This is a genomic window from Promicromonospora xylanilytica (assembly GCF_054782895.1).
On record NZ_BAAGRP010000011.1, the window covers coordinates 215759 to 241842 of the forward strand.

Consider the following 26084-nt stretch of genomic DNA (forward strand, 5'->3'; position numbering starts at 1 on the left):
GGCCGCCGGGACGCCCGCCCCGTGCGGCACGACCGGTCGTGTCAGTGGGCGACCATAAACTCCCGGTATGTACCCATCTGACGAGAGCGTCCCGGTGCCCGCCGTCACGCCGCCCCAGGACCCGGACCTCGTCCAGGAGCTCCGGCACCTGCGCACCCTGCGGCCCGGGAGCGGGCCCGACGTGGACCGGACCTGGAGCATCGCCCAGAGGCTGGTGGCGGTGCTGCCCGACGTGCGCGCCCTGCGGGACGCGCGCCGCGCCGCGGGGGACGCCGACGCGGACCGGTGGGCCGCAGGGCTCCTCGTCACCAGCGCGCGCGAGCACGGGCACGTCCCGCCACCGGAGGTCGCCGACCGCTGGTGGCCGCTGTTCGCCGAGCGCCTCGACCTCGCGCACGAGTACCTCGACGGAGGCGACGACAAGCAGCACCCCGACCAGCGGGCCGTCGACACGCGCACGATGATCCTGACGGTCCTCGAACGGTTCCCGGCCACGCCCGAGCCGCTGGTCCCGCGCCTGACCGAGCTCGCGCTCTGCGCGGGCCGGCACCGCCTGCCCGCCCGGCGGGTGCTCGGCGACCACCCGGACGCCCGGGCCGCCGCGCTCGACGCACTGGTCGGTCCCGACGACACGGCGCGCACCTCCGCCGCGGAATGGCTCGCGGACCGCGGCGAACCAGGCGTCGTGGCGCCAGAGCCCGGCTGGGAGTTCGGCGCCGGCGTGCTGCACCCGTCGGTCAGGACCCTGCCCGCACCGACGCTGTGGTGGCTCGACAGATTCCGGGAACAGGCACTCGACAGGGGAGTCCCCGCGGACGACGTCGACCGCTGGCTCGGCCTCGCCCGCCCGACCCTGCGTACCGCGCCCGGCGGCGGCGGCCCCGTCGTCGGCCGCCTCGGCAGCCCGCTGATGCTCCCGCCGGAAACCCACACCGCGGCCACCGCGTACGGCCCCGACCGCCCCCACGAGCACCAGCTCATCGCGACGCTCGACCTGGCGGCCGTCCCACCCGGTGCGACCGACCTGCCGTTCCCGGACGACGGGCACGTGCTCCTGTTCGCGGACATCGACCTGGACGCCACCATGCTGGCCGGCGGGGCCGTGTACGTCCCCGCGGGGGCACCGGTCGAGGAGCGGGAGGTCACGCTCGACTACGAGCCGTACGAGTACGACTCGCCCGAGGACCTGGACGCCGACCTGCGCCGCACCGGCGACCTGCGCCTCGTCCCCGGCGTGTCGCTGCCGTCCTGCCCGCTCGGCGACGAGGACCGCGCCAGGCACCCCCACGCACAGGCGCTGCAGGACGTGTGGTCGGAGCAGACCGACGGGGGCGGCGAGTGGCAGCTCGGCGGACACGCCTACGACTTCGACGGCTACGGCGACCCGGCACGGGCCTCGGCGGTCCAGGAGCCGGGCGAGAACTACTCCCACCCCGAGGACTGGGCAGTCCTCGCCCAGTGGGTCGGGGTGCCGATGGGCATCCTGTACTGGACGATCACCCGCCAGGACCTCGCGGCACGCCGGTTCGACCGGGTCGTGGTGCAGCTGTACGCCAACCCCTGACCACGACCTAAGGTGTGCGCGTGACGCTGCTGCTGAAGCTCCTGCTGGCGCCCGCGCTCGTCGCCGGCTCGTCCCTCGCCGGCCGCCGATGGGGAGCCCGGGCGACAGGCGTGCTGGTGGGACTGCCGATCGTCGCCGGACCGATCCTGCTGATCACCTGCCTGGAGCAGGGCACCCGGTTCGGGGCCGCCGCCGCCTCGTCCGCCCTGCTGGGTCTCACGACGCTCGCCCTTTTCGCCGTGGTGTTCGCGTGGTGCTCCCGCAGGATCGGCTGGGCGGGCTCGCTCGGCGCCGCCTGGGCCGCGTGCCTGACGGCGGACGTCGCGCTCGCCCGGCTGTCCGTACCACCCGCGCTGGGGTTCGCACTGGCGCTCGGGGCGATGTGGGGCGCCGGCCGGGCGATGCCCCCGGCGTCCGGCGCACGGGTCGCGCGCCGCGCCGTGGTCTGGCCGTGGTGGGACCTGCCCGGTCGTGCCGCGGCGACCGCACTGCTCGTCGTGGTCGTCACCACCCTGTCGGGCACTCTGGGCCCCGGGATGACCGGGGTGCTCGCCCCGTTCCCGATCGCGTCCAGCGTGGTCGCCGCGTTCGCGCTCGCGCAGCACGGGTCCGGCGAGGCGGTGCACCTGCTGCGCGGCGTCCTGGCCGGGCTGGTCGGGTTCGCGGCGTTCTGCCTCCTGGTCGCGTTGCTGGTGGTGCCCCTCGGCACGGCGGCGGCCTTCGGCATCGCGTCGGCCGGAACCGTCCTCGCGCAGCTGGCGCGGCGCGCACCGCTGCCCTGGGCACGCACCGCGACCCGGTAGGCGAACCTGTAGGCTGGGCACCATACTTCCGGCGCCTGCGGGCGCCGGCGGGTCCGAATGAGACAGCGGACTGTGAGCGGCTCTCCCTTCCACAGGGGGAGCCGCTCACTCATCGGTCCCGGCCGCTGCGCCCCTCGACGACGCCGCGGTCGGGCTAGGACCGGTCCGCGGCCTCCGCGGCCCCGTCTCCCCGTGCCCCGTCGAGGACGGCGTCGTCGGGGACCGCGTCGCGCGGGTCGGCGTCCGGCTCCCCGGACCCCCGGGTGGCGTAGAGGCTGGTCGCCGTGACGACGGCGAGCACACCGAGGATGACGCCGAGCGACGCGAGCGTCGGGATCTCCGGGACGCCCGCCCAGATGCCGTGGGCCCAGTGCAGCACGAGCTTCACGCCGATGAACGCGAGGATGGTCGCGAGCCCGTACCCGAGGTGCACCAGCTTGCTCAGGGCGCCCTGGAGCACGAAGTACAGGGCGCGCAGGCCGAGCAGGGCGAAGGCGTTGGTCGCGAACACGAGGTACGGGTCGCTGGTGATGCCGTAGACGGCGGGCACGGAGTCCACGGCGAAGACGACGTCGGCGGCGAAGACCGCGACGACCACGACGGCCAGCGGGGTGAGCATGCGCCGCCCGCCCTCGCGCACCGACAGCCGCGGGCCGCGGTAGTCGTCGGTGACGGGCATGAAGCGGCGGATCAGCCGGACCGAGCGCAGCTCGGAGACGTCCACGTCGTGCGAGCTCCCGCGGAGCTGGTCCGCGAGGATCTTGACCGCCGTCGCGAGGAGGATGGCGCCGAAGAGGAGGAACGCCCAGCTGAGGTTGGCGAGGACCGCCGCGCCGAGCGCGATGAAGATGCCACGCAGCACCAGCGCCCCGACGATGCCGAGCAGGAGCACACGCTGCTGCAGCGCCGGCGGTACGGCGAAGGCGGTGAGCAGCAGCATGAACACGAACAGGTTGTCGACCGACAGCGACTTCTCGACGAGGTACCCGGTGAGGTACTGCACGCCGGTGTCCGAGCCGAACGTGGCCCAGATCCAGCCGCCGAACGCCAGCGGGAGGGCGATGTAGAAGACGCTCCACCCGATCGCCTCCCGCATGGACACCTCGTGCGGGCGTCGGGTGAGCAGGAAGTCGACGGCGATCAGGGCCAGGACGCCGACGAGGGTGACGGCCCACAGCGTGGGGGTGGCCACCGAGGTCAGGGCAGGGGCAGAACTGGTCAGGTGTGCGAGCAAGGAGTCCCCAAGGTAGTTGGCTCCGAGGTCTCCTTCACCTTGCTCCGCAAGGTCGCCGCCCGAGGTCGCTGGTGCGCCGTAATGACCGGACGATGTTAGGGAAGTACTCCCCTCGCAGGGCACACACTACCTCACGCGGGCGGGCGGCGGGGGAAAACGTGCTCTATTTCTCGACGAGGTCCGGGCTCGCTGCGCACGCTCTTGTCGAGAGCGTGCGCAGCGAGCTGGTTCTTCGAACGCATGACGTCGATGACAGACCCGGTGTCAGCCCCGGTGGTTCACCGTCGTCCAGTGTGATGGTTCGGAGGTCTCGCCGGACCCGAACCCGTTGACCGCCGTCACCGTGACCTCGTACCGGCCGGGACGCACTCCCGTCAGGACCGCGTCGGTCCCGTCAGGTCCCACCTCGGTCCGGACCGTCGCACCCGAGCGGGCGGTCGCAGTCACGACGTAGCTCGTGAGCGCGGCGTCGCCGGTGTCGGCCGGTGCCTGCCAGGAGACCGCGAGCGACTCCCGGCCGCCGTCGGCGACCGGCCGTTCGACGGCTCCGGGTGCCTCGCGCACCGAGATGGTGTCCAGCGGCACCCGCGTGATCTCCACGTCCTCCTTGTTCGTGCCGTACGCGACGTACAGGTCGTCGCCCCAGAGCACGCTCTTGGGGTAGCTGTAGCCGGGGTTCTTGTACAGCCCCTCGTACCGTCGTGGCTGGAGGTCGTTCGCGTCGCGCAGGGTGTATCCGGTGTCGAAGGTCTCGCCGTCCGCGCTCAGCAGGATCGACAGCGGGTACCGGTTGCGTGTGCCCGTGGGGTTGCCGACGAGGTAGGAGGTGCCGTCGGGCAGGTTGCCGGCGCTCTGCTTGGTGCGGGAGTCGGGCACGTTCGTGAGCTGGGACGTGGTCCAGGTCTCGCCGCCGTCCTCGCTCACGGAGCCGAGCTTCCGCAGCGTGCTGCCGCCCTGGTCGCGGAACACCATGACGACGGCGCCGTCCTCCCGCACGTACCAGCTCGGTTCCAGCTCGCGCGACATCTCGTCGGTGTTCGGCTGGTTCTCGAACGCACCCTGCGTCCAGCCGGTGATGCCGCGCGGGTCGTCGGTGTAGTAGGGCTTGACGAAGAGGCCGGGCTGCACGTGGAACGCGGTCAGCAGCCGGCCGCTCGGCAGCGCCTTGACGTCCTGCTCGATGATGCCTTCGACGGGCCGGCCGTCCGCGTCGGTGACCCGTCGCGGCTCCGTCCAGGTGACGCCGTCGCGGCTCGCGACGTACTCGGTGTAGCCACCGCGCGGGTCGAGCTCCGCCGGCCACACGTTCAGATAGGCGATGAGCGTCTTGCCGTCGGTCCACCAGCCGCCGCTCGACGTGTAGCCGTCGGAACGCGGCTCGGTGAGGGCGGTGGGCTCCGACCACGAGTCGCCGTCGTCGCTGACGCTGTACGTGACCACCGTGTCCGGTGCGTCCTCGTCGAGCGCCGAGCTCTGCCACTGCGCGAAGAGCTTGCCCTTGAACGGCATGAGGACGACGCCGTGGTTGAACTTCGGGTCGTCGGCGCCCGGAGCGAAGACCGTGGTGGTCTCCGCGCCCTCGTGCTGCGGAAGACCGAGCGCCACCGCGTCGGTCGTGTCGATCAGGTCGTCGACCACGCGGAACGGTGGTTCGTCGCTCTGGGCGGCGGCCGGTCCCGTCGTGAGCGTCGCGACGAGCGCGACGACGGCGGTGAGCGAACCCAGGACCGCGGTCCGGCGGGAGCGTGAGGTGTGTGAGAGCAACGCTGCTTCTCCTCTGTGATCGGTCGTGTCGGTCGGCGCCCGTCGTCGGGCGCCGACGTACTAGTGGTAGGTGGGTATCGCGCGCTTCAGGCGCGCGCGCACCTCTTCGTCCGGGTCGGGGATCGGCATCCGCTTGCCCCCGACCGGGCGGCCGGCGAGGTGGTGGACCGCCCGCATCCGCGCGGAGGAGCCGTCCACCGCCTCGACGACCTCGTCGATGTCCGCCTGCAGGGCTGCGATCCGCACCCCGTCCTCTGCGAGCAGGGCCTTCCGCATCGCGACGAACGGTCGGGCGAACACCGAGGCGACGCCGGAGATGACCCCGTCGGCACCGGCGTGACCGGCGCGCGCGAAATCGCCGTCCGCCCCCGTGTAGATGACGAAGTCCTCCGGGAGCCGGGCCCGGAACGCCGAGATGAGGTCGAGCGACTCGCCGCTCACCTTGACGCCCACCACCCCGTCCAGCCCGGCGAGGCGCACGATCAGGTCCTCGTCGACAGGGATACCGGTGCGCGCCTCGAACATGTACACGTAGACGTCGAGCCCCTCGGCCTCCGCGACCACGTCGCGGAAGAACTCGTACACCTCGTCCGGGGGTGCGGGAAGGTAGTACGGCGTCAGCACGGCGATCTCGCGGGCGCCGGCGCGCCGGGCTCCCTCGATCAGCTGCGACACCTCGAACCGGCTCGCCGCGCCGACGTGCACGATGACGCGCAGGTCGCCGAGAACCTCCGTCGCGAGCGCGGCCACCGTGTTTCGTTCCTCGATCGACAGGGCAGGGAACTCACCCGTCGTGCCGAGCACGAGGGCGCCCTGCACCCCCGACGCCGCGACGTACGCGAGGATCGCCCGCGAGCCGTCGAGGTCGAGGCTGCCGTCGGCGCGGAACGAGAGGGGGACGGCGGTGATGATGTCGTGCGAACGCATGTGTACCTGTTCTTCTGGTTCGTCAGCGGCTGAGCGGTCGCGTCAGCCGGTATATGCCTCGTCCATCGAGCCGAGTACGTCGTCGACCCCCGCCTGGCCGGAGAACAGCTGCTGGGTGCCGACGAACAGGGCCGACTGCGGCTTGGCGTCGGGCCAGCCCTGGTCGGGCATGGGGGCGGTCTCGCCCGCGGCGATGAGGTCGGACGCGGACTGCATGACCGGGTCGAGCTCGACGTCCGCGTCAGCAAGAGCGGGGATGCCCGGAGCTGCCCCGAACCAGACGCTCGTGGCCTCGGGGGTGGCGAGCCAGTCCACGAAGTCGAGCGCGTTGGCCTTGTTGGTCGCCGACTCGTTGACGGCGAAGCTCACGCCGATGCCGCGGGGGATCGGGTTGGTGCCCGAGTCGTCGCCGGGCAGCGGGAAGAACCCGAAGTCGGTGCCCTCGGGTGCCGTCGAGGCGATCTGCGGGTAGGAGGCCAGCACCTGGACGACGCCGACGGCCTCACCCGAGTTGACCAGGTTGTACGAGGCGGTCACGTCGGTGCCGAGCGGGTCGTCGTTGAAGCAGCCGGCCTCGCTCATCTCCTGGTACTTCTCGAACGCGGCCGACCAGCCGGAACCTGCGAACGTCGCCGAGCCGTCGGCGAGCTGCTGGTCGAAGTCCGGCGCCTCGCCGTACACGGTCGAGGCGACCAGGGCGTACGGGATGAGCTGGGTGACCCAGTCGGTCTGGATGCCGAGAGCGAAGGCGACCTTGCCGGCGTCCCGCACGTCCTGGCAGTACGTGAGGAGGTCGGTGTAGGTGGTGGGCACCTCGAGGCCCAGCTCGTCCAGCGTGGCCTTGTCGTAGATGGTGCCGATCGCGTCGAGCTTGGACGGGAGCCCGTAGGTCTTCCCGTCGATCTGGAGCGTCTCGGCCGTACCCGGGTCGACGGAGTCGACCCACTCGCGGTCGGAGAGGTCGGCAAGGTAGCCGCCGCCCTGGAGCACGTCGATGGCGCCCGGGTTGCCGCCGCCGGCCCAGACGGTGAAGACGTCGGGGGCCGTGCCGCTGGAGAGCTGGGTGCGGATGGTGGTCTGGAACTGCGAGGTGTCCGAGACGGTCAGGCTCACGTCGTGACCGGTCTTGTCCTTGTAGGCCTCGATGACGGCCTCCATCGGGGCCTGGTTGTTCGAGGTCGTCGCGATGGTGAGGGCGTCGGTGGGTTCTGTGGACCCCGCTGTCGGCTCCGCGGACGCACAGCCCGTCAGAGCGAGCGATACGGCGACACCGGCGACTGTGGCGATGTTCCTTGATTTCATGGTGCTGGGACTCCAAGAGGTGGATGGGCTTCCCCGTCGGTGGGGGAGTCGTCGAGGGCAGGTGGGGGGTGGAAGGCCTGGTCAGGGCGCCGGGAACCGGAGCTCGTAGGTACCGGGTTCCAGCCGGAGCCAGGTGCGGCTCAGGTCGCGGTCCGTCACGGTGACGCCCTCCGAGCGCGTCGCGTTCTCGCCTCCCTCCAGGAGCTCGGCCCCGCTCCCGCAGGGCAGGACGGCGGTCGTCGCCGCCCCGGGGGGAACGGCTACGGACCAGGTGATGCGGTCGCCGTCGCGCTGCCAACGGCTCTCGATGCGCCCGCGCGGCGTCTCCAGCCACCCGGCGGCACTGTCGAGGAACGGATCGAACCGCGGCGTGAGCTCGATGGCTCGGTACCCGGCCGATCCCTCCGCCTGGCCGATTCCGAGGATGCCCCCGGCGAACCACTGGCCGACCGAGCCGAGGGAGTAGTGGTTGAAGCTGTTCATCCGCGCCGACTGGAACCCGTTCTCGGGTGTCCAGCCGTCCCAGCGCTCCCAGATCGTGGTCGCACCGTTGCGGATCGAGAACAGCCAGGACGGGTACCGGTCGTTGTGCAGCAGGCGGAACGCCAGGTCCTCTCGTCCGAGGTCGGCGAGGACCGGGCACAGCAGCCCCACGGTGATGAAGCCGGTGGTGAGCGACACGTCCCGCCGCTCGACGGCGGCGACCAGCCGGTCCGCGACGAGACCGCGCTGTGCGTCGTCCGAGCACAGCCCGAAGGCGAGCGTGACGAGGTAGCCGCCCTGGGTGTCCCCGGCGACCGTGCCGTCGGGCGCGACGAACTCCCTCCGGTACACGTCACGGATCCGCTCCGCCAGGGCCTCGAGCTCGGCGGCCGCCACGTCCCGGCCCAGGATCCGCAGTGAACGGGCGGTGAGGTCGGTGCTGTGGGCGAAGTAGGCGGTGGCGAGCACGTCCCTGCGCGTCTCCTCGCCGACCTGCAGCCAGTCCCCGTAGTTGTTGCCGACCAGCTCGCGCCAGACCAGGTCGGGGTTGTGGCGCTCGATGTGCCGCACCCACGCGACCATCGAGTCGGCCGCCTCCTCGAGCACCGTGAGGTCGCCCGTCGCGCGGTAGACGTGCCACGGGATCGTGACTCCGCCGTCGCCCCACGCGGGCGCGCCCTCGCGCAGGTGGATCAGGTGTGGCGCGATGTCGGGGAACGCGCCGTCGTCGGACTGCGCGCTGCGGATGTCCCGGAGCCAGCGCTTCAGCAGCGGGCCGACGTCGGCGATGGCCAGCGCAGTGGGCGCGAAGACCTGCGCGTCGGCGAGCCAGCCGAGGCGCTCGTCGCGCTGCGGACAGTCGGTCGGGATGGACACGAAGTTGCCCCGCAGCGACCACGAGATGCTCTGGTAGAGACGGTCCAGGTCGGTGCTCGACGACGAGAACCCACCGACGAGCTCGACACCGTTGTGCAGCACCACTGCCTCGATGTCTGCGGCGTCCAGCGTGCCGGAGACACCGCGGACCTCGACGAACCGGAACCCGTGCAGCGTGAAGCGGGGCTCGAACACCTGCTCCTGCGCGCCGTTGGTCCAGAACACGTCGACGGGCTCGGCGGTGCGCAGGTTGGCCGTGTAGAGCTCGCCGTCGTCGAGCACCTCCGCGTGACTGAGCTGCACCCGGGTGCCCGTGGACCGGCCGCGCAGCGTGAGCCGCACACGGCCCACGAGGTTCTGGCCGAAGTCGACGATGTGCCGGCCCTCGCTCTTCGACGTCACCGAGACGGCGGCCAGCCGTCGCGTCGCGCGGACGCCGGGATCGACCTCAGGGGTGAGGAGCGAGGTGTCGTCGTCGACGACGATGACGTCCGACCAGCCGGACAGGTCGCAGCCGGGAAGGTGCCAGTCGGCTTGCGCCCGCCGGGAGTCCTCGTACTGGCCCATCAACAGGTCCGCGTACAGGATCTCGCTCTCGGTGTCCCGCCATGCGGTGTCGGTGCCGACGACCACGCGGCCGCCGTCCGCGGCGTCCACGACGAGCTGCACCAGGAGCGCCGGCTCCTTGCCGTAGTGCTGGGCCTGGTGCCGCCGGTCCGTGCCGATGAAGCCGACGTACCAGCCGTCGCCGACCAGCGCCGCGATGCTGTTGCGTCCGGGGCGCAGCAGCTCGGTCACGTCCCAGGACTGGTAGGTGATGCGGTCGCGGTACTCGGTCCATCCCGGCGCGAGCTCGTCGTTCCCGACCCGGTGGCCGTTGACGTACAGCCGGTAGACGCCCTTCGCGGAAGCATGCACCTTGGCGCGGGCCGGCACGTCGTCCAGGTCGACATGGCGCACGAACCGGCGCACGGGCGTCAGCTTGTTGACCGTGTAGCTGATGTCGACGTCCTGCGGAGGCAGCGCGGTCCGGCGAGCCAGGGGGCTGCGCCCGATCCAGGTGGCCTGCCACTCGTCGCCGTGCACGATCCCGGTCGCGAACCGGGCACTCGCCGTGGTCGTCACGCCGTGCTCGTCCTCCACCTCGAGCGTCCACCCGTAGTCGGCGGAGCTGACCAGCGGCGCTCCCGCATAGCGGGCGCCGACCGTCCCCGTCGCCTCGACGCGGCCCGAGTCCCAGACCCGTGGAGTCTCGCCGGATGGTGTCAGCTGCGTGACGACGACGCGGTACGCCACCTGGCGTGCGCCCCGCCGGCCGGCACGCAGGCGCCACGAGAAGGCCGGACCCGCGACGATGCCCTGCGGCTCGTGCTGCCCGTCGGCCCGCAGCGCGTAGGCCTCGACTCCTGCTCCGTGTCCGCTCATCCCTTCAGCCCTCCGGCGAAGCCCTTGATGATCTGGTTCTGCATGAGGAAGTAGACGAGGAGCACCGGCGCGACGCTGATCACGAGGCCGGCGAACACCACCGGCCAGTTCGAGACGAACTGCCCGACGAACGCATAGAGCGCGACGGTGACCGTCTGCTGGGGAGTGCCGCTGAGATAGAGCAGCGGCACGAGAAAGTCGTTCCACACGGTGATGGCGTTCAGGATGATGACGGTGCCGGTGATCGGGCGCAGCAGCGGAAAGACGACGCTGAGGAACGTGCGGAAGGTGCCGGCGCCGTCGAGCGCGGCCGCCTCCTCGTAGTCGCGCTCGAGGGTGCGGACGAACCCGGTGTAGAGGAACACCGAGAACGGCACCTGGCTGCCGGTGTAGAAGAGGATGAGCGAGACCAGCGAGCCCAGGAGGCCCAGGTCACGCATCGTCTGGTAGAGCGGGATCAGCGCCACCTGGAACGGGATCATCATCCCCGCCAGCACCAACCAGAACAGCGCGGTGGAGAGCCGGGAGAGCACTCGAGCGAGCGGGTACGCCGCCATCGAGGAGATGGCCACGATGAGCACCACGCTCGTCACGGTGACTATCGCGCTGTTGAGCAGCGCCGAGGCAAGGCCCGCCTGCTGCCACGCGGCGACGAAGTTGTCGAACGTCGGCTGCGTGACCGGGGCGAGCGGCGACGAGGCGTCGTTCGCGGGCCGCAGGGACATGTTGACGAGGATGTAGACGGGAAAGACGAACACGAGGGCCACGAGGAACATCACGATCTCGCGGGCGAAGACGCGCTTCGAGTAGCGGAGCATCAGTAGGCCCCCCTTCGCGCCATGCGCTGCTGCGTCACCGAGAACACGCCGACGACGAGGGCCAGCACGAGCGCGAGCGCTATGCCGTAGCCGAACTCGCTGAACTGGAAGGCCGACTTGTAGAGCAGGGTGGAGAGTGTCTCGGTGGCCCCGCCAGGACCACCTGCGGTGAGCACGAACACCTCGGTGAACATCTTGAGCCCGCCGATGATCGTGAGCATGACGTTGATCGCGGTAGCCGGAGCGAGCAGCGGCCAGGTCACCGACGAGAACCGTCGCCACGGACCCGCGCCGTCGACGAGCGCCGCCTCGTTCACCTCCTGCGGGATGGACTGGAGGCCGGCGATGTAGATCACCATCGAGTACCCGGCGTGCTGCCAGACGATCATCATCACCACCGAGACGGCCGCCCATCCGGGGTCACCGAGCCAGCTCGGCGCCGCTTCGCCGAGGCCGACGGCAGCGAGGAGCCGGTCCGCCGCGCCCCCGGGGGTCAGCATGAACTTCCACAGGTACGCGACGACCACCGGTGTGACGACCACCGGCGCGAAGAACAGCACGCGGAGAAAGTTGCGCGACCTCAGGCCGCTGTTGACCCCGAGCGCGAGGAGCAGGCCGATGCCGTTCTGCAGCACGGTCACCGCGATGGCGAAGACGAGCGTCATCTTCAGCGCGTCGAGCGAGCTCTGCGTGGTGAAGATCCGGACGAAGTTGTCCAGGCCGACGAAGTCGTAGGTCTGTGACAGACCGTCCCAGTTGGTGAAGGCGAGTACCGCGCCGCGAACCGATGGGACGACCACCGCGAACCCGTAGAACAGAAGGGCGGGGATCGCGAGCACGAGCAGCGCCCGGGACTGTCCAACTCCGGCAAGGCGACGGCGATCGGGTGCGGTCGTCGCGTCGGCGCGGCGTAGCTCGGACGGTGGCGGTCGGTGAGACGTTCCGGCTGCGACGCTCACGGCACACCCTCCTCGGCGCCGTCGTCGATCAGCGCCTGCACGGCGCTGGCCATGCGCGCCCGCGCACCGTCGAGGTGCTCACGCAGCTCTGCGCGGACCTGCTCGACGTCGCCCTCGTCGATGAGGTCGAGGAGCCGGCCGTGGTCGTTCGCCGACGGGTGCAGGTCGACGTCCTCCTCCACGGTGAGCTGCATGAGGCTCGCGAGGAGCGGCTCGTAGGCCTTCCACACGTCGACCAGCCGCCGGTTGCCGCTCATCCGGTAGAGCAGCGCGTGGAACCGCATGTCGGCGTCCGCGAAGTCGGCTGCCGCCGACCGGTCGGCGCACCCGGTCATCTCCCGGACGATCTCGCGGCCCTGAGCGAGCAGATCGGGCGTGACGTTCTCGATCGCCCGCAGGGTGGCGGTGAGCTCTATCGATTCTCGGAGCTCGTACAGGTCGTCGATGTCGCGCTGGCTCAACCCCACGACGAAGTAACCCCGTCTGCGGGACTCGACCAGACCTTGCGACTCGAGCTGTCGCAGCGCGTCCCGCACCGGGCCGCGGCTGACGTCGTACTGCTCCGCGAGCAGATCCTCCACGAGATGCGTTCCGTGCCCGAGGGTGCGCCGCACGATCTGGTCGCGCAGTACTGCCGCGAGCTGGTCGCCGAGCGCGGGTGCCCGTGAGGGCCTCACTGTGACCACTGTGTCACCCTTTCGTCTACCGTTAACGGTAGACAGTAGGGGGTGATCGTCGTGTCGACAAGGGGCAGCTGCTGACTCAGGACATCGGGATGTTCGCCCCGCGGCGGGCCGAGCGGTCGGCGCCTGCCAGGCTCGGCAGTGCGTCGAGCTCGCAGCGTCGGGCTCGCAGCGTCGGGCTCGCAAACGAAAAATCGCCACGCCCCCTCGTGAGGGGACGTGGCGATGATGGTGTCCGGAGGGGGACTTGAACCCCCACGCCCGATAAAGGGCACTAGCACCTCAAGCTAGCGCGTCTGCCATTCCGCCACCCGGACAGGTGGACCGACCCCGGCGTTTCCGCCGTTCCGGTGCGGGGAAAAACATAACACGCAGGACGGGCCGGTTCCGAATCGAAAAGCGTGTGACCTGGGTCGCGCCGGTTCGCGGCCCGGATCTGGCGCTTCGCACAGCCTGCAGGAGAGTCTGTCGGACGCGGACCAGTTGTCGCGACCCACGACCTGCCGCTAACGTCCGCGAGGACAATTCGCCCAAAACAAATAGTGGGAGCAAGGCGATGACGGCTGACGCGCCGACGGTAGCGCCGACGACAGCGGCGGAGCCGCCGACCACCCCGCAGCAGGCAGACGCCTCGCCAGGGACCACCTTCGGAGCACCCTGGATCCGGTCCACCGGCGACCTGGCCTGGCGGCTCGTCGGCATCGTCGCCGCCATCGCCGTGGTGTTCTACGTGGTGGGCCTGGTCCAGCTCGTGTTCGTCGCGCTGTTCCTCGCCCTGGTCTTCACCACCGTGCTGCTGCCGCTCGGGGACCTGTACGACCGCGTGATGCCCCGCGGGCTCGCCATGGCCGCCTCCCTGCTGACCGCGGTCCTCGCCGTCGGCGGGCTCGTGACGTACGTGGTGTCGTCCGTGGTGAGCCGCTGGGACGAGCTCGCCACCCAGTTCGGCACCGGGCTGACCGACCTGGCCGGGCTCCTCACCGGGGTCCCGGTCCTGGCCGGCCTCGGCGGTCCCGACGAGTGGCTCGCGGACGGCGGCGCCTGGCTCCAGGAGAACGGCGGGGCCTTCGCGGGTACCGCCGCCGAGAGCGCCGGATCGATAGCGGAGGGCGCCACCGCCGTCGTGCTCGCGATCTTCTGCACCGTGTTCTTCCTGACCCAGGGCGGCCGGATGTGGCAGTGGGTGCTGTCCCTGGTCCCCGCCGACCGGCACGACCGCTGGCAGACCGCCGCGACCGCCGGCTGGACGGCATTCTCCGGGTTCACGCGCGGCATGTTCTTCGTCGCGCTGGCCGACGGCGCCATGGCAGGGATCTTCCTGTCCGTCGTGGGCGTGCCGCTCGCGCTGCCGCTGTCCGTGGTGGTGTTCCTGGGGGCGTTCGTCCCGATGATCGGCCCGGTCGCCGCGATCGTCGTCAGCGTGCTCGTCGCGCTCGCCGCCAAGGGGCCGGTGCTCGCGCTGGTCGTGCTGATCGGCATGGTGGTGGTGGCGCAGATCGACGCGAACGTGCTCCAGCCGCTGATCACCGGCAAGCAGGTCTCGCTCCACCCCGTGGTGATGGCGCTCGTCGTCGCCGGCGGCTCCGTGCTGGGCGGTCTGCTCGGCGCGGTCGTCGCCGTGCCGCTCACCGCGGTGTCCTGGGCCGTGTTCAGCACGCTCCGTGCACAGGGCGCGGCGCCCGACCTTGAGGCAGACTGACTCGGTGCCTGACCCCGCACCGTCCGACCCCGTAGCACGCGCGCACGCCGCGCGCCGCGAGCTGCCGAACGAGCCCGTGCCGCCGTTCTGGCTGCGCACCTCCGCCGGCTGGTCGTGGCGCCTCATCGTGCTCGCCGCCGGGGTCGCCCTGGTGTTCTGGGCCGTCACCCAGGTGCTGATCGTCTTCGTGGCGGTGTTCCTCGCCCTGGTCTTCACCGCGGTGCTCAACCCGCTCACCGACCTCTACGCCCGGGCCATGCCCCGCGCCCTCGCCACCGCCGGGGCCATCCTGTCCGGCGTGCTCGTGGTCGGCGGCCTCCTGACGTACGTCGTCGTCTCGGTCGCCGGCCAGTGGGAACGGCTCGCCGGCCAGTTCAACACGGGCATCGACCAGATCGTGGACCTCATCGAGAACAACCCGCTGCGGGTCGACGTCGACGTCGACACGCGCGACCAGTGGATCGACGACGCCGCCGACTGGCTCCAGCGGAACGCCGAGAGCCTCGTGGGCCGCGCCGCCGAGAGCGCCGGCTCGATCGTCGAGGGCGTCGCCGTGCTGGTGCTCTCGATCTTCTGCACCATCTTCTTCGTCGCGTCCGGCGCCTCCATGTGGCGCTGGTTCATGACCCAGGTGCCCGTCCGCACGCGCGACCGCTGGCACGCCGTCGCCGGCGCGGGCTGGTACACGTTCTCCGGCTACACCCGCGGCATCGTGCTGGTGGCCATCACGAACGGCATCCTGGCCGGGATCTTCCTGACGATCGTCGGTGTGCCGCTGGCCGCGCCGCTCGCCGTGCTCGTCTTCATCGGCACCTTCATCCCGCTCATCGGCGCGCCCCTGGCCATGATCATCGCCGCCGTGGTGGCGCTCGCCGCCGACGGGCTGCTGGCGGCGCTCGTCGTCACGCTCGGCATCGCGGGCATCGGGCAGCTCGAGGGGCACGTGCTGCAGCCGCTCATCATGGGCAAGCAGGTCTCGCTGCACCCCGTGGTGGTCGCCCTCGGCGTCACCTGCGGCACCGTGGTGGGCGGCATCCTCGGAGCGATCATCGCCGTCCCCCTGATCGCGGTGGCCTGGTCGGTGTTCACCACGCTGCGCACGGGGCCGGAGGGCGAAGCGCCCGGCGACGACGGCGGTGCGCCCGACGGCGGTGCGCCCGACGGTGGTGCGCCGGACGGTGGTGCGCCCGACGGCCAGGCAGGCCCGTCGCCCGCTACCGACGAAGCCGCCGCGAGACGGTAAAACTGCAGGTCGGACCAACTTTCTGTGACACCATCGACCTATGGAACCGTTCGTCCTGGCCAGTGAGCACGTCCGCCTGTCCGTCCCCACGTACGGGGACGTCGACGCGATCACGGCGGCCTGCCAGGACCCCGCCGTGGCCGAGTGGACGGTGGTCCCCGTGCCGTACGAGCGCAGGCACGCCGAGGGGTTCGTGCGCCACCACGTCGCCGGCGGCTGGGCGAAGGGCTCCGTGTACACGTGGGCGGTGCGCGCGCCCGGCGACGCCGACGGACCGCTCATCGGCATGGTGGGCCTCACGTGCGAGGGCAGCCCGGGGGAGGAGCGCGCGGGTGAGCTCGGCTACTGGATGACGCCGGACGTCCGTGGCCACGGGCTGTGCACCGAGGCGTCCCGGCTGGTGGTCGACTGGGCGCTCGACCCGGGCGGCCTCGGCCTGTCGGTCGTGAGCTGGGTGGCGTACGTGGGCAACTGGGCGTCGCGCCGGGTCGCCTGGCGCCTCGGGTTCCGCGTGGAGGCCACCCTGCGCAAGCACGCCCTGCAGCGTGGGGTGCGCCGGGACGCCTGGGTGGGCACGGTGCTGCCGGGCGACCCGCGCGAGCCGGTCGAGCCCTGGCCCGCGGACGCGCCGCTGTCGCGGGTGCGGCCGGGCTAGCCGTGCTGCCCCGGGGCGGCACGGCCGCAGCGGGTCAGGACGGCGGGTCCGACCGCAGGATGCCGCGCACCCGCTCCAGCCGCTCGGCGACCTGCCGTTCGAAGCCGCGGTCGCTCGGGGTGTAGTACTGCGTGCCGGCGAGCGACTCGGGCAGGTACTGCTGCGGCGCCACGGCGTGCGGCCAGTCGTGCGCGTACCGGTAGGCCTTGCCGTGCCCGAGCCCCTCGGCCCCCGCGTAGTGGGCGTCGCGCAGGTGCAGCGGGACCGTCCCGGCCTTCCCCGCCCGCACGTCGGCCAGTGCGGCGTCCACCGCGAGGTAGGCGGCGTTCGACTTGGGTGCCGTCGCGAGGTGCACCACCGCCTCCGCCAGCACGATGCGGCCCTCGGGCATGCCGATCATCTGCACGGCCTGCGCGGCGGCCACGGCGGTCTGCAGGGACGACGGGTCGGCGATCCCCACGTCCTCCGCGGCGGAGATGATGAGCCGCCGGGCGATGAACCGCGGATCCTCGCCTGCGGCGACCATGCGCGCGAGGTAGTGCAGGGCGGCGTCGACGTCCGACCCGCGGATCGACTTGATGAACGCCGAGATGACGTCGTAGTGCTGGTCGCCGTCCCGGTCGTAGCGCACGGCCGCGATGTCCACGGCGCGCTCGACGTCGGCCAGGCCGATGACGGGCACGCCGTCCGGCCCGGCCGGGGCGGCGTCCTCGTCCGACAGCACGGCTCCGGCGGCCGCCTCCAGGATGGTCAGCGCCTTGCGGGCGTCGCCACCCGCGAGCCGGACGAGGTGGTCGGCGGCGTCGCTCGCGAGGGTGGCGGCGCCGTCCAGCCCGCGCGGGTCCGTCGTGGCGCGCTCCACCAGCTCGCGCACGTGGTCGGCCGTGAGCGGCCTCAGGGTGAGCAGCAGCGAGCGGGACAGCAGCGGTGAGTTCACGGAGAACGACGGGTTCTCCGTCGTGGCGGCCACGAGCGTCACCCAGCGGTTCTCGACGCTCGGCAGCAGCGCGTCCTGCTGGGCCTTGGAGAACCGGTGCACCTCGTCGACGAACAGCACGGTCTCGGACCCGCCGGTGGCGAGCCGGCGTCGCGCGTCCTCCACGACCTGCCGCACGTCCTTGACCCCCGCGGTCACGGCGGACAGCTCCACGAACCGGCGGCCCGACACGGTGGCGATCAGGTAGGCGAGCGTGGTCTTCCCGGTGCCGGGCGGACCCCAGAGGATGACCGACGACGGCGCGACGCGCGCGCCACCCTCCGTGGGGGAGTCGATGAGCCGCCGCAACGGGGAGCCCGCCTCGAGGAGATGGCTCTGCCCGGCGATCTCGTCCACGGTCGCCGGGCGCATCCGCACGGCGAGCGGCGCGGTGTCGCTCACCTCGGGGGTGCCGCGCCCCGACGTCGTGCTGGCTGAGAACAGGTCCATGCGCCTCACTCTAAGGGCGCCGGCGACACGCACCGGCTGGTCCGGCTGGACGCTGCCTGAACAGGCGTTTCGCGACTTGACACAGCCGTGCCCGATTCGTAGGGGAAACGTCGGACCCGGACACAGACTCCTGTCGTCCGCCGCTCGCTCGAGAAGGAGAAAGGTCCACGACCTGATGAGCGCCTCACGCGTGACCGAAGCCGTCCGACCTCCCCACGTCAGCACCCCGGTACCCAGCGGGTCGTCCCTGGGGACGCACACGTCCGGGCTGCGGGTCCGGACGGTCGACCCGTTGCCGGCACCGGGGGAGGTCCTGGCCGAGCTGCCCCTGGGTGCGCGGCGCGGGGAGCTGGTGGCCAGCTCCCGTGCCGCGGTGCGGGACGTCCTGGCGGGCAGGGACGACCGGCTGCTGGTGATCGTCGGGCCGTGCAGCGTGCACGACCCGGCCGCCGCGCTCGAGTACGCGGGGCGGCTCGCCCAGGCCGCGGACGAGCTGTCCGGGGAGCTCGTGGTGGTGATGCGGGTGTACTTCGAGAAGCCGCGCACCACGGTCGGGTGGAAGGGACTGATCAACGACCCGCACCTGGACGGGAGCCACGACGTGGGCCACGGTCTGCGGCTGGCGCGCCAGGTGCTCCTGGGGGTGCTGGACGCCGGGGTGCCCGCGGCGTGCGAGTTCCTGGAGCCCACCAGCCCGCAGTACATCGCCGACGCCGTCACCTGGGGCGCCATCGGGGCACGCAACGCGGAGTCCCAGGTGCACCGGCAGCTGGCCTCCGGCCTGTCGATGCCGGTCGGGTTCAAGAACGCGACCGACGGGGACGTGCAGATCGCGGTGGACGGCTGCGTCACCGCCGCGAGCGAGCACACGTTCTTCGGCGCCGACCCGGCCGGCCGGGTCGCCGCGGTCCGCACCACCGGCAACCCCGACTGCCACGTGATCCTGCGCGGGGGCCGCGGCCGGCCGAACTACCACGCCCACGACGTCGCCGCCGCCCTCGCGGCCGCCCGCGCCTCGGGCCTGGGCGGGACCGTCGGGCACGGCCTCGTGGTGGACGCCAGCCACGGCAACTCCGGCAAGGACCACCTGCGCCAGGTCGAGGTGGTCCACGAGATCGCGCACCGGCTCAGCCGGGGCGAGCAGGGCATCACCGGCGTGATGCTCGAGTCCTTCCTCGAGGCGGGGGCCCAGCGGCCCGGCCCCTTGCCCACCCTCACCTACGGCCAGTCGGTCACCGACAAGTGCCTGGGCTGGGACACCACCGAGGAGCTGCTCCACGTCCTGGCCGGCGCGGTCAGGGGCCGGGACGCCAGGAGCGGTGACGCCAGGAGCGGTGCCGCACGGGCCGGCGACGCCCGGAACGGCGACCGGCTCGTGGTGAACGCCTGACGCACCGCACACACCCTCGTCAGCACCACCGTCTCGCACAGGAGGAGCCATGACACGCACCGGCAGGGTCGCACTCGTCACGGGCGCGGCCGGAGGGATCGGCGGCGCCGTGGCGCGCGCCGTGGCCGAGCAGGGGACCACGGTCGCCGCGGTGGACCGCGACGGCGGGCGGCTGCGCACGACCGTCGACGCGCTCACCGCCGACGGGCTCGACGTCGTCGCCTGCGCCGCCGACATCAGCCGGAGGGACGAGGTCACCCGGCTCGTCGACACCGTGGAGGAGCGGATCGGCGCCATCGAGTACCTCGTCAACGCGGCGGGGGTGCTGCGCGGCGGCGCGGTGCGCGACCTCAGCCCCGCCGCAGCCCGCGAGACGCTCGCCGTGAACACGGAGGGTGTGCTGTACCTCTCCCAGGACGTGGCCGGCCGGATGGTGCCCCGCGGGCGGGGCGCGATCGTCACCGTCGCGTCGAACGCCGCGGAGACGCCGCGGGTCGGGATGGGGATCTACGGCGCGTCGAAGGCCGCTGCCGCGATGATCACCAAGAGCCTCGGTCTCGAGGTCGCCGAGCACGGGGTGCGGTGCAACGTCGTCGCCCCCGGATCGACCGACACCCCGATGCTGCGCGCGATGTGGGACGACGAGTCCGGCCGGGAGCGCACCGTCGCGGGGAACCTGGGCAGCTACCGCCTCGGCATCCCGGTGGGCCGCGTGGCCCAGCCGCGGAACATCGCCGACGCGGTGCTGTTCCTGCTGTCCGACCAGGCGTCCCACATCGTCCTGCACACCCTCACCGTCGACGGCGGCGCCACCCTTGGCCGCTGACGCGCACCACCGCACCCGATTCCCCGACCGGAGAAGGGCCATGGCTGGCATACCCGAGATCACCGACTACCCCCTGCCCGACGCGGCAGACCTGCCCACCAGCGCCGTGGACTGGACGCCCCGTGCCGACCGGGCGGTCCTGCTCGTCCACGACATGCAGCGGTACTTCCTCGACCCGCTGCCCCGAACGGTCCGCCGCCCGCTCGTCGAGAACACCGTGCTGCTCCGCGAACGCGCGGTCGCGGCAGGCGTGCCCGTCGCGTACACCGCCCAGCCGGGCGACATGACCGAGCAGGAACGCGGCCTGCTCAAGGACTTCTGGGGCCCTGGCATGCGCCGCAGCCCCGCCGAGCGGGCCGTCGTCGACGAGCTCGCGCCCGCCGACGGCGACTGGCTGCTCACCAAGTGGCGGTACAGCGCGTTCTTCAACACCGACCTGCTGGCCCGGATGCGCGCCGCGGGCCGGGACCAGCTCGTCGTGTGCGGCGTGTACGCGCACGTCGGCATCCTCGCCACCGCCATCGAGTCCTTCTCCCACGACCTCGAGACGTTCGTCGTCGGCGACGCCACGGCCGACTTCTCCGCCACCGAGCACCGGCAGGCCCTCGCGTACGTCGCCGCGCGCTGCGGAAACGTGCTCGCGGCGAAGGAGGTGCTGGCGTGATGCCCGATCTCCTCGACCGTGTCCTGGGCGCCGACCCGGCTCCGTTCGCCCTGCTGCACCGTCCAGGGTCCGGCGGGCGGCACGTCGTCGACGTGCTCGCCGGCGACGTGACGTACCCCGGACGCCTCGCCGACGTCGCCCTGCCGGCGCCCGTGCGAACAGGCACACCCGCGCACGACGTGCTGCTGCTGCTCCCGTACGCCCAGCTCGCCGAGCGCGGGTTCGAGGCCCCCGACGACGGCACGCGGCTGGTCGCCCTCACCGTGACCGACAGCCTCCAGGTCCCGTTCGACGACGTGCTCGGACGGGTGGCGGACCGTCCCCTCGCCTGGTCGGGGGAGTCGGTCGAGCCGGACGACGCCGGCTACGCCGAACGCGTGCGGCGGGTCATCAGCGACGAGATCGCGACCGGGCAGGGCGCCAACTTCGTGCTGCGCCGCACGTTCACCGCGCAGCTCGACGCTGAGCCGGTCGCCGCGGCGCTCACCGTGTTCCGCCGTCTGCTGGAGCGCGAGCAGGGCGCCCACTGGACGTTCGTGGTGTTCACGGGCGACCGCGTCCTGGTCGGCGCGAGCCCCGAGCGGCACGTCAGCCTGGACGACGGCGTCGCCGTCATGAACCCGATCAGCGGCACCTACCGGTACCCGTCCGGCGGGGCCGACCTGCCCGGCGTCATGGGGTTCCTCGCCGACCGCAAGGAGTCGGGCGAGCTGGCCATGGTCCTGGACGAGGAACTCAAGATGATGGCCCGGGTGTGCGACGGGGGAGGGCGCGTCACCGGCCCGCACCTCAAGGAGATGGCCGCCGTCGCCCACACCGAGTACTTCATCACCGGGCGCACCACCCGCGACCCGCGCGACATCCTGCGCGAGACGCTCTTCGCGCCCACGGTGACGGGCAGCCCACTGGAGAGCGCCTGCCGGGTCATCAACCGGTACGAGCCCGAGGGACGCGGGTACTACAGCGGCGTCGCCGCCCTGATCGGCCGCGACGCCGCCGGGGACCGGGCCATGGACTCCGCGATCCTCATCCGCACCGCCGACGTCGACCCCTCGGGCCGGCTGAGCCTGTCGGTCGGCGCGACGATCGTGCGGGACTCGGACCCGTCCGCCGAGGTCGCGGAGACGCACGCCAAGGCAGAAGGCCTGCTCTCCGCGCTCCGTGCCCCCGTGCGCCGCGGCTTCACCGGCCACCCCGAGGTCCGGGCGGCGCTCGCGAGCCGCAACGGTCACCTGTCGGACTTCTGGCTGGGTTCCGGGACCGGCGGCGGGCCGCTCCCGGAGCTGACGGGCCGGAGCGTGCTGGTCGTCGACGCGGAGGACGACTTCACCGCCATGATGGTGCACCAGCTCGCCGCGACGGGCGCCACCGTGACCGTCCGCCGGTTCGACGCACCGTACGACGACGCGTCCCACGATCTCGTGGTGCTCGGGCCGGGGCCGGGGGACCCGGGCGACCTCGGCTCCGCCAAGATGCGGCACCTGCGCTCCGCGGTCCGGCGCCTGCTCGCAGAGCGCCGCCCCTTCCTGGCCGTCTGCCTGAGCCATCAGGTGCTGAGCCGGGAGCTCGGGCTGGTGGTCGCCCGGCGCGAACGTCCGCACCAGGGGGTGCAGCGCCCGATCGACCTCTTCGGCAGGGTCGAGCGTGTCGGGTTCTACAACTCGTTCGCCGCGGTGTGCGACGCGGACGAGATCGACGCGGGCGCCGCGGGCCGGGTCGAGGTGTGCCGGGACCCGGCGAGCGGCGAGGTGCACGCGCTGCGCGGGGCCACCTTCGCGTCGGCGCAGTTCCACGCGGAGTCGGTCCTGACGATCGACGGCGACCGGATCCTGGCTCGCCTCGCCGCGGGTGTGCTCAGCTCCGCGTGGGAGCGTGCCGAGGCGTGAGCGCCATCGAACCCGCAGGTCAGACACGGTGCGACGGGGCCGGGCGCACGGCGCCGATATCGCGTGGATGCGTGACGCGGAGGGGAGCCTGCGCGTCGCACACTCGTCGTGCGGGGACCCGACCTGTCGGGACAGCGCCCCGTTACGGAAGGCCCGACATGCCCGAGCTCGTGCTGAGTCCTGCCCCCCTCACCGCACCCGAGTACCCGATCGCCCGCCCCACCACGCAGGAGCTGGTCCTGGGTGACCTGGGACCCACGCTGTTCGCCTCGCTCACCCGCAACGACCAGCGCCGCAAGGCGATGGAGTACGTCCAGGCCCTGCTCGCGACCCGGGGTCGCAAGTCCATCCGGGGCATCGCGCGGACCATCGGCGGGTCGGCCGCCGCTCAGCGGCTGCACCACTTCGTGAGCAGCTCGCCCTGGGACTGGCAGCCGGTCCGCCGCGCGACGGCCCGGCATCTCGCCCTGACCGTGCCCCCACGGGCCTGGGTCGTCAACCAGTCGGTGTTCCCGAAGACCGGGCGGAGCTCGGTGGGCGTGGAACGGATCTTCGACCCGGCGCGCGGCAGGATGGTCAGCGCCCAGCGCAGCGTCGACGTCTGGGCCGTCTCCAGGGACGCGTGCAGCCCCGTCGACTGGCAGCTGCGGCTGTCCAGGGCCTGGTTGGAGGACGACAGGTCCCGCCGCAGCGCCCAGATCCCCGACACCGTGCGGGAGCAGAGCGTGGCCGACCTCGTCGTCGCGACGTGCGCGAGCATGGCGGACGACTGGGGCCTGCCGCGCCGGCCGGTGGTCATGGACGCCCGGGACATGGACGTGGCCGACATCGTGTCGCGGCTGCGGGCGTACCGCCTGCCCTTCCTCTTCCGGGTCGACGGGTCCCTGCCGCTGTGTCCCGCCGACGGCTCGGCGCTGACCGCGCTGCCCACCGGGCGGCGCATCCTCCGGGCGCACGGCCGGATGCGGCGGCCGGTCGCGGCACGCGCGACGTCCGGGGCGGGCAGGCACCCTCTGGTCGGCACGACCGTGCCCGTCCACCTGGCCACGGACGTCGCCGGCCGGGCCCGGCCGGCCGAGCCCCTCGCCCTCCTGGGGCTGGGCGGCCTCGACGAGCCCTGGCCGACCTGCCTGTGGCTCACCAACCTCACCGCGGCGGCCCCGACGGCCCTGTACGAGCTCACGCTCCTGCTCGACCAGGTGCGGCAGGAGTTCGTGAGCGCGTGCGCGACGACCGGGCTGCGCGACTTCGCCGGTCGCTCCTACGGCGGCTGGCACCGCCACCTGACCCTCGCGTCCGCCGCCCACGCGGTCGACGCGCTCGCCCGCCTGGGCTCCGGTCCCGGCATCGACCACGATTGAGGTGTCATTGAGGTGTCAATGTCCATGCTCTCCAACTATCCATTCGGCCGGAGCCTGCGGATGCTGCGGCTGGGGCAGATGAGCCGGCGGTTCTTCGTCGTACCGCTCGACCACTCGGTGACCAACGGGCCGATCTCGTTCCCGGCCAGCCTCGACGCCCTGGTGGGCGGTCTGGCCGGCGCGGGGGTCGACGCCGTGGTCCTGCACAAGGGCCGCGTCCGGGAGATCGACCCGTCGCGGTTCACCCACATGTCGCTGATCATCCATCTCAGCGCGAGCACCCGGCACGCACCCGACCCCGACGCGAAGCGGCTGGTCGCCAACGTCGAGGAAGCCGTCCGGGTCGGGGCCGACGCGGTCAGCGTCCACGTCAACCTGGGGTCCCGCCACGAGACCGAGCAGCTCAGGGACCTCGCGACCGTCGCGGAGGCCTGCGACCGGTGGAACCTGCCCCTGCTCGCGATGGTGTACCCGAGGGGGCCCGAGCTCGAGCGCCCCCACCGCCCCGAGCTGGTCGAGCACGCGGTGGCCGTGGCCGTCGACCTCGGCGCCGACCTGGTCAAGACCCTCACCACCGAGTCGCCGGCGGACATGCGCGGGATCGTCGACCGTTCGCCCGTGCCGATCCTGACCGCGGGCGGGCCGAAGGTCGACGAGACCCGGCTGATCGACGACGTGGCGGAGCTGCTCCGTGCCGGGACGGCGGGCGTCGCCATGGGGCGCAACATCTTCGAGTCCCCCGACCCGGCGGCCCTGGCGCGCCGGATCGCCGACCTCATCCACATCGACGCGCCGGAGCCACGGCTGACCGTGCCACCGCTGCAGGCCGCGACCTCCTGACCGCACGACCTCCTGACCGCACGACCCGACCGATCGACCCATGACGAAAGGGCACACGAGCATGAGGCTTTGCTGGATCGACATCCGCGACATCGGCGACCTGACCGAGGCCGTCAGCACCGAGGCCATCCACCAGCGCGTCGGCGGCGTCATCGGCGCCGAGACGTCCGACCTCACGGGTCTGCCACCCACCGTCACGAGGGTGCTCATCCCGCGCGGGGACGTGCCGGACGACCTCACCGGCGTCGACGTCGTGCTCGTGGACGTGGCGCGGCACGGGGACACGCGCACCCTGGCGCTCAAGCACGAGGGCGTCGAGTTCGGCCGCTACGTCGACGTCGTGGACGCCCCGACCCTCGAGGAGGCGTGCACCTCCGCGCGCGAGGAGACCTGGACGTACCTGGTCTTCCGCGACCCCACGAAGATCCCGCTCGAGATCGTGCTGGCCGCCGCGGGGGCCGGACGCGGCGAGAACAAGGGCCGCACCATCACCCAGGTCGCCGACATCACCGAGGCCGAGGTGGTGTTCACGGTGCTGGAGCACGGTTCCGACGGCGTCGCCATGGCTCCGGGGGCCGTCGGCGAGGTCACCGCGCTCCAGGCCGCCGCGACGGCGCAGCCGGCGCCGGTCGACCTCGTCGAGCTCACGGTGACCGGCACCCAGCACGTGGGGATCGGGGAGCGGGCCTGCGTGGACACGACCGCGTACTTCGGCAAGGACGAGGGCATCCTCGTCGGTTCGCACTCCAAGGGCATGATCCTCTGCGTGAGCGAGACGCACCCGCTGCCCTACATGCCGACGCGTCCGTTCCGGGTCAACGCCGGCGCGATCCACTCCTACACGATGTCGGCCGATGGCCGCACCAACTACCTCAGCGAGCTCCACGCGGGCAGCAAGGTCCTGGCCGTCGACACCAAGGGGCGCACCCGGCTGGTGACGGTCGGCCGGGTCAAGATCGAGTCGAGGCCCCTGATCTCGGTCGACGCCGTGGGCCCGCAGGGCGAGGAGGTCAACCTGATCCTCCAGGACGACTGGCACGTCCGCGTGCTCGGCCCGGGTGAGGCCGCCGACGCGTACCGGGTGCACAACAGCACCGAGCTGAAGCCCGGCGACCGGGTGTGGGGCTACCTGCCCCGCGAGGACCGCCACGTCGGCTACGCCATCAGCGAGTTCTCGCTCGAGCGGTAGGGAGCTGCAGGGAGACGCGCACCCACGCCGGTGCCCGGACGCTCTCCGCGTCCGGGCACCGGTTCGG

At 72.2% G+C, this 26084-nt stretch carries 21 protein-coding genes and 1 tRNA gene; 12 read left to right on the forward strand and 10 right to left on the reverse strand.

Annotated elements, in window-relative coordinates; all coding sequences use genetic code 11:
- Positions 1-67 precede the first annotated feature (67 nt).
- Together ACYVK7_RS13250 and ACYVK7_RS13255 are read left to right on the forward strand one after the other, a co-directional pair.
- Positions 68-1564, forward strand: coding sequence for a DUF1963 domain-containing protein (locus tag ACYVK7_RS13250; RefSeq protein WP_460888186.1), 1497 nt, complete (start codon positions 68-70; stop codon positions 1562-1564).
- Positions 1565-1584: 20 nt separating this feature from the next.
- Positions 1585-2367, forward strand: coding sequence for a hypothetical protein (locus ACYVK7_RS13255; protein ID WP_460888187.1), 783 nt, complete (start codon positions 1585-1587; stop codon positions 2365-2367).
- Between the two features lie 154 nt (positions 2368-2521).
- On the opposite strand, the gene ACYVK7_RS13260 is transcribed toward ACYVK7_RS13255, so the two are convergent.
- The 9 genes from ACYVK7_RS13260 to ACYVK7_RS13300 all read right to left on the reverse strand — a co-directional run bounded on the left by ACYVK7_RS13260 (position 2522) and on the right by ACYVK7_RS13300 (position 13155).
- Entirely contained in the window at positions 2522-3559 is a 1038-nt protein-coding gene (locus ACYVK7_RS13260; protein ID WP_460888188.1) for a TerC/Alx family metal homeostasis membrane protein, read from the reverse strand.
- A 306-nt stretch (positions 3560-3865) separates the two neighbouring features.
- The gene (locus ACYVK7_RS13265) at positions 3866-5365 is read right to left on the reverse strand and encodes an exo-alpha-sialidase (protein ID WP_460888189.1); all 1500 of its coding nucleotides are present in this window, start codon (positions 5363-5365) and stop codon (positions 3866-3868) included.
- A 60-nt stretch (positions 5366-5425) separates the two neighbouring features.
- Positions 5426-6292, reverse strand: a complete 867-nt coding sequence (locus ACYVK7_RS13270) for a dihydrodipicolinate synthase family protein (protein ID WP_460888190.1) — start codon at positions 6290-6292, stop codon at positions 5426-5428.
- A 42-nt stretch (positions 6293-6334) separates the two neighbouring features.
- Positions 6335-7594, reverse strand: a complete 1260-nt coding sequence (locus ACYVK7_RS13275) for an ABC transporter substrate-binding protein (RefSeq protein WP_460888191.1) — start codon at positions 7592-7594, stop codon at positions 6335-6337.
- An 81-nt stretch (positions 7595-7675) separates the two neighbouring features.
- Positions 7676-10378, reverse strand: coding sequence for a family 78 glycoside hydrolase catalytic domain (locus ACYVK7_RS13280; protein ID WP_460888192.1), 2703 nt, complete (start codon positions 10376-10378; stop codon positions 7676-7678).
- Positions 10375-11196: a carbohydrate ABC transporter permease gene (locus ACYVK7_RS13285; RefSeq protein ID WP_460888193.1), complete on the reverse strand. Its 822-nt coding sequence runs from the start codon at positions 11194-11196 to the stop codon at positions 10375-10377. Before ACYVK7_RS13285 ends, ACYVK7_RS13280 begins: the two co-directional genes overlap by 4 nt.
- On the reverse strand, positions 11196-12155 hold the full coding sequence (locus ACYVK7_RS13290) for a carbohydrate ABC transporter permease (protein WP_460888194.1): 960 nt from the start codon (positions 12153-12155) through the stop codon (positions 11196-11198). Before ACYVK7_RS13290 ends, ACYVK7_RS13285 begins: the two co-directional genes overlap by 1 nt.
- The gene (locus ACYVK7_RS13295) at positions 12152-12832 is read right to left on the reverse strand and encodes a GntR family transcriptional regulator (protein WP_460888195.1); all 681 of its coding nucleotides are present in this window, start codon (positions 12830-12832) and stop codon (positions 12152-12154) included. Before ACYVK7_RS13295 ends, ACYVK7_RS13290 begins: the two co-directional genes overlap by 4 nt.
- Positions 12833-13067: 235 nt before the next feature.
- A tRNA-Leu gene (locus ACYVK7_RS13300) sits at positions 13068-13155 on the reverse strand.
- A 239-nt stretch (positions 13156-13394) separates the two neighbouring features.
- On the opposite strand from ACYVK7_RS13300, the gene ACYVK7_RS13305 reads away from it, so the two are divergent.
- The 3 genes from ACYVK7_RS13305 to ACYVK7_RS13315 are packed head-to-tail and all read left to right on the forward strand — an operon-like array spanning position 13395 to position 16435.
- Positions 13395-14537, forward strand: a complete 1143-nt coding sequence (locus tag ACYVK7_RS13305; protein WP_460888196.1) for an AI-2E family transporter — start codon at positions 13395-13397, stop codon at positions 14535-14537.
- A gap of 4 nt (positions 14538-14541) precedes the next feature.
- Positions 14542-15780: an AI-2E family transporter gene (locus ACYVK7_RS13310; RefSeq protein WP_460888197.1), complete on the forward strand. Its 1239-nt coding sequence runs from the start codon at positions 14542-14544 to the stop codon at positions 15778-15780.
- 40 nt (positions 15781-15820) lie between these two features.
- Positions 15821-16435: a GNAT family N-acetyltransferase gene (locus tag ACYVK7_RS13315; RefSeq protein WP_460888198.1), complete on the forward strand. Its 615-nt coding sequence runs from the start codon at positions 15821-15823 to the stop codon at positions 16433-16435.
- Positions 16436-16469: 34 nt separating this feature from the next.
- Here ACYVK7_RS13315 and ACYVK7_RS13320 read toward each other — a convergent pair whose 3' ends face one another.
- Complete coding sequence (locus ACYVK7_RS13320; RefSeq protein WP_460888199.1) at positions 16470-17861, reverse strand: replication-associated recombination protein A; 1392 nt, start codon at positions 17859-17861, stop codon at positions 16470-16472.
- Positions 17862-18036: 175 nt separating this feature from the next.
- Between ACYVK7_RS13320 and ACYVK7_RS13325 the strand changes: the two genes are divergently transcribed.
- The 7 genes from ACYVK7_RS13325 (at position 18037) to ACYVK7_RS13355 (ending at position 26017) form a co-directional block, all read left to right on the forward strand.
- Positions 18037-19251: a 3-deoxy-7-phosphoheptulonate synthase gene (locus ACYVK7_RS13325; RefSeq protein ID WP_460888200.1), complete on the forward strand. Its 1215-nt coding sequence runs from the start codon at positions 18037-18039 to the stop codon at positions 19249-19251.
- A gap of 49 nt (positions 19252-19300) precedes the next feature.
- A complete protein-coding gene (locus ACYVK7_RS13330; protein ID WP_460888201.1) occupies positions 19301-20077 on the forward strand; it encodes a 2,3-dihydro-2,3-dihydroxybenzoate dehydrogenase in 777 nt (258 codons plus the stop codon).
- Between the two features lie 40 nt (positions 20078-20117).
- Positions 20118-20741 carry an isochorismatase family protein gene (locus ACYVK7_RS13335; RefSeq protein ID WP_460888202.1) on the forward strand — a complete coding sequence of 208 codons (624 nt, stop codon included), beginning with the start codon at positions 20118-20120 and terminating at the stop codon, positions 20739-20741.
- Complete coding sequence (locus ACYVK7_RS13340) at positions 20741-22627, forward strand: anthranilate synthase family protein (RefSeq protein WP_460888203.1); 1887 nt, start codon at positions 20741-20743, stop codon at positions 22625-22627. The genes ACYVK7_RS13335 and ACYVK7_RS13340 overlap by 1 nt, the downstream gene beginning before the upstream one ends.
- Positions 22628-22785: 158 nt before the next feature.
- Positions 22786-23988, forward strand: a complete 1203-nt coding sequence (locus ACYVK7_RS13345; RefSeq protein WP_460888204.1) for an IS701 family transposase — start codon at positions 22786-22788, stop codon at positions 23986-23988.
- Between the two features lie 24 nt (positions 23989-24012).
- On the forward strand, positions 24013-24828 hold the full coding sequence (locus ACYVK7_RS13350; protein ID WP_460888205.1) for a 2-amino-3,7-dideoxy-D-threo-hept-6-ulosonate synthase: 816 nt from the start codon (positions 24013-24015) through the stop codon (positions 24826-24828).
- 61 nt (positions 24829-24889) lie between these two features.
- On the forward strand, positions 24890-26017 hold the full coding sequence (locus ACYVK7_RS13355; protein WP_460888206.1) for a 3-dehydroquinate synthase II family protein: 1128 nt from the start codon (positions 24890-24892) through the stop codon (positions 26015-26017).
- Positions 26018-26084 lie beyond the last annotated feature (67 nt).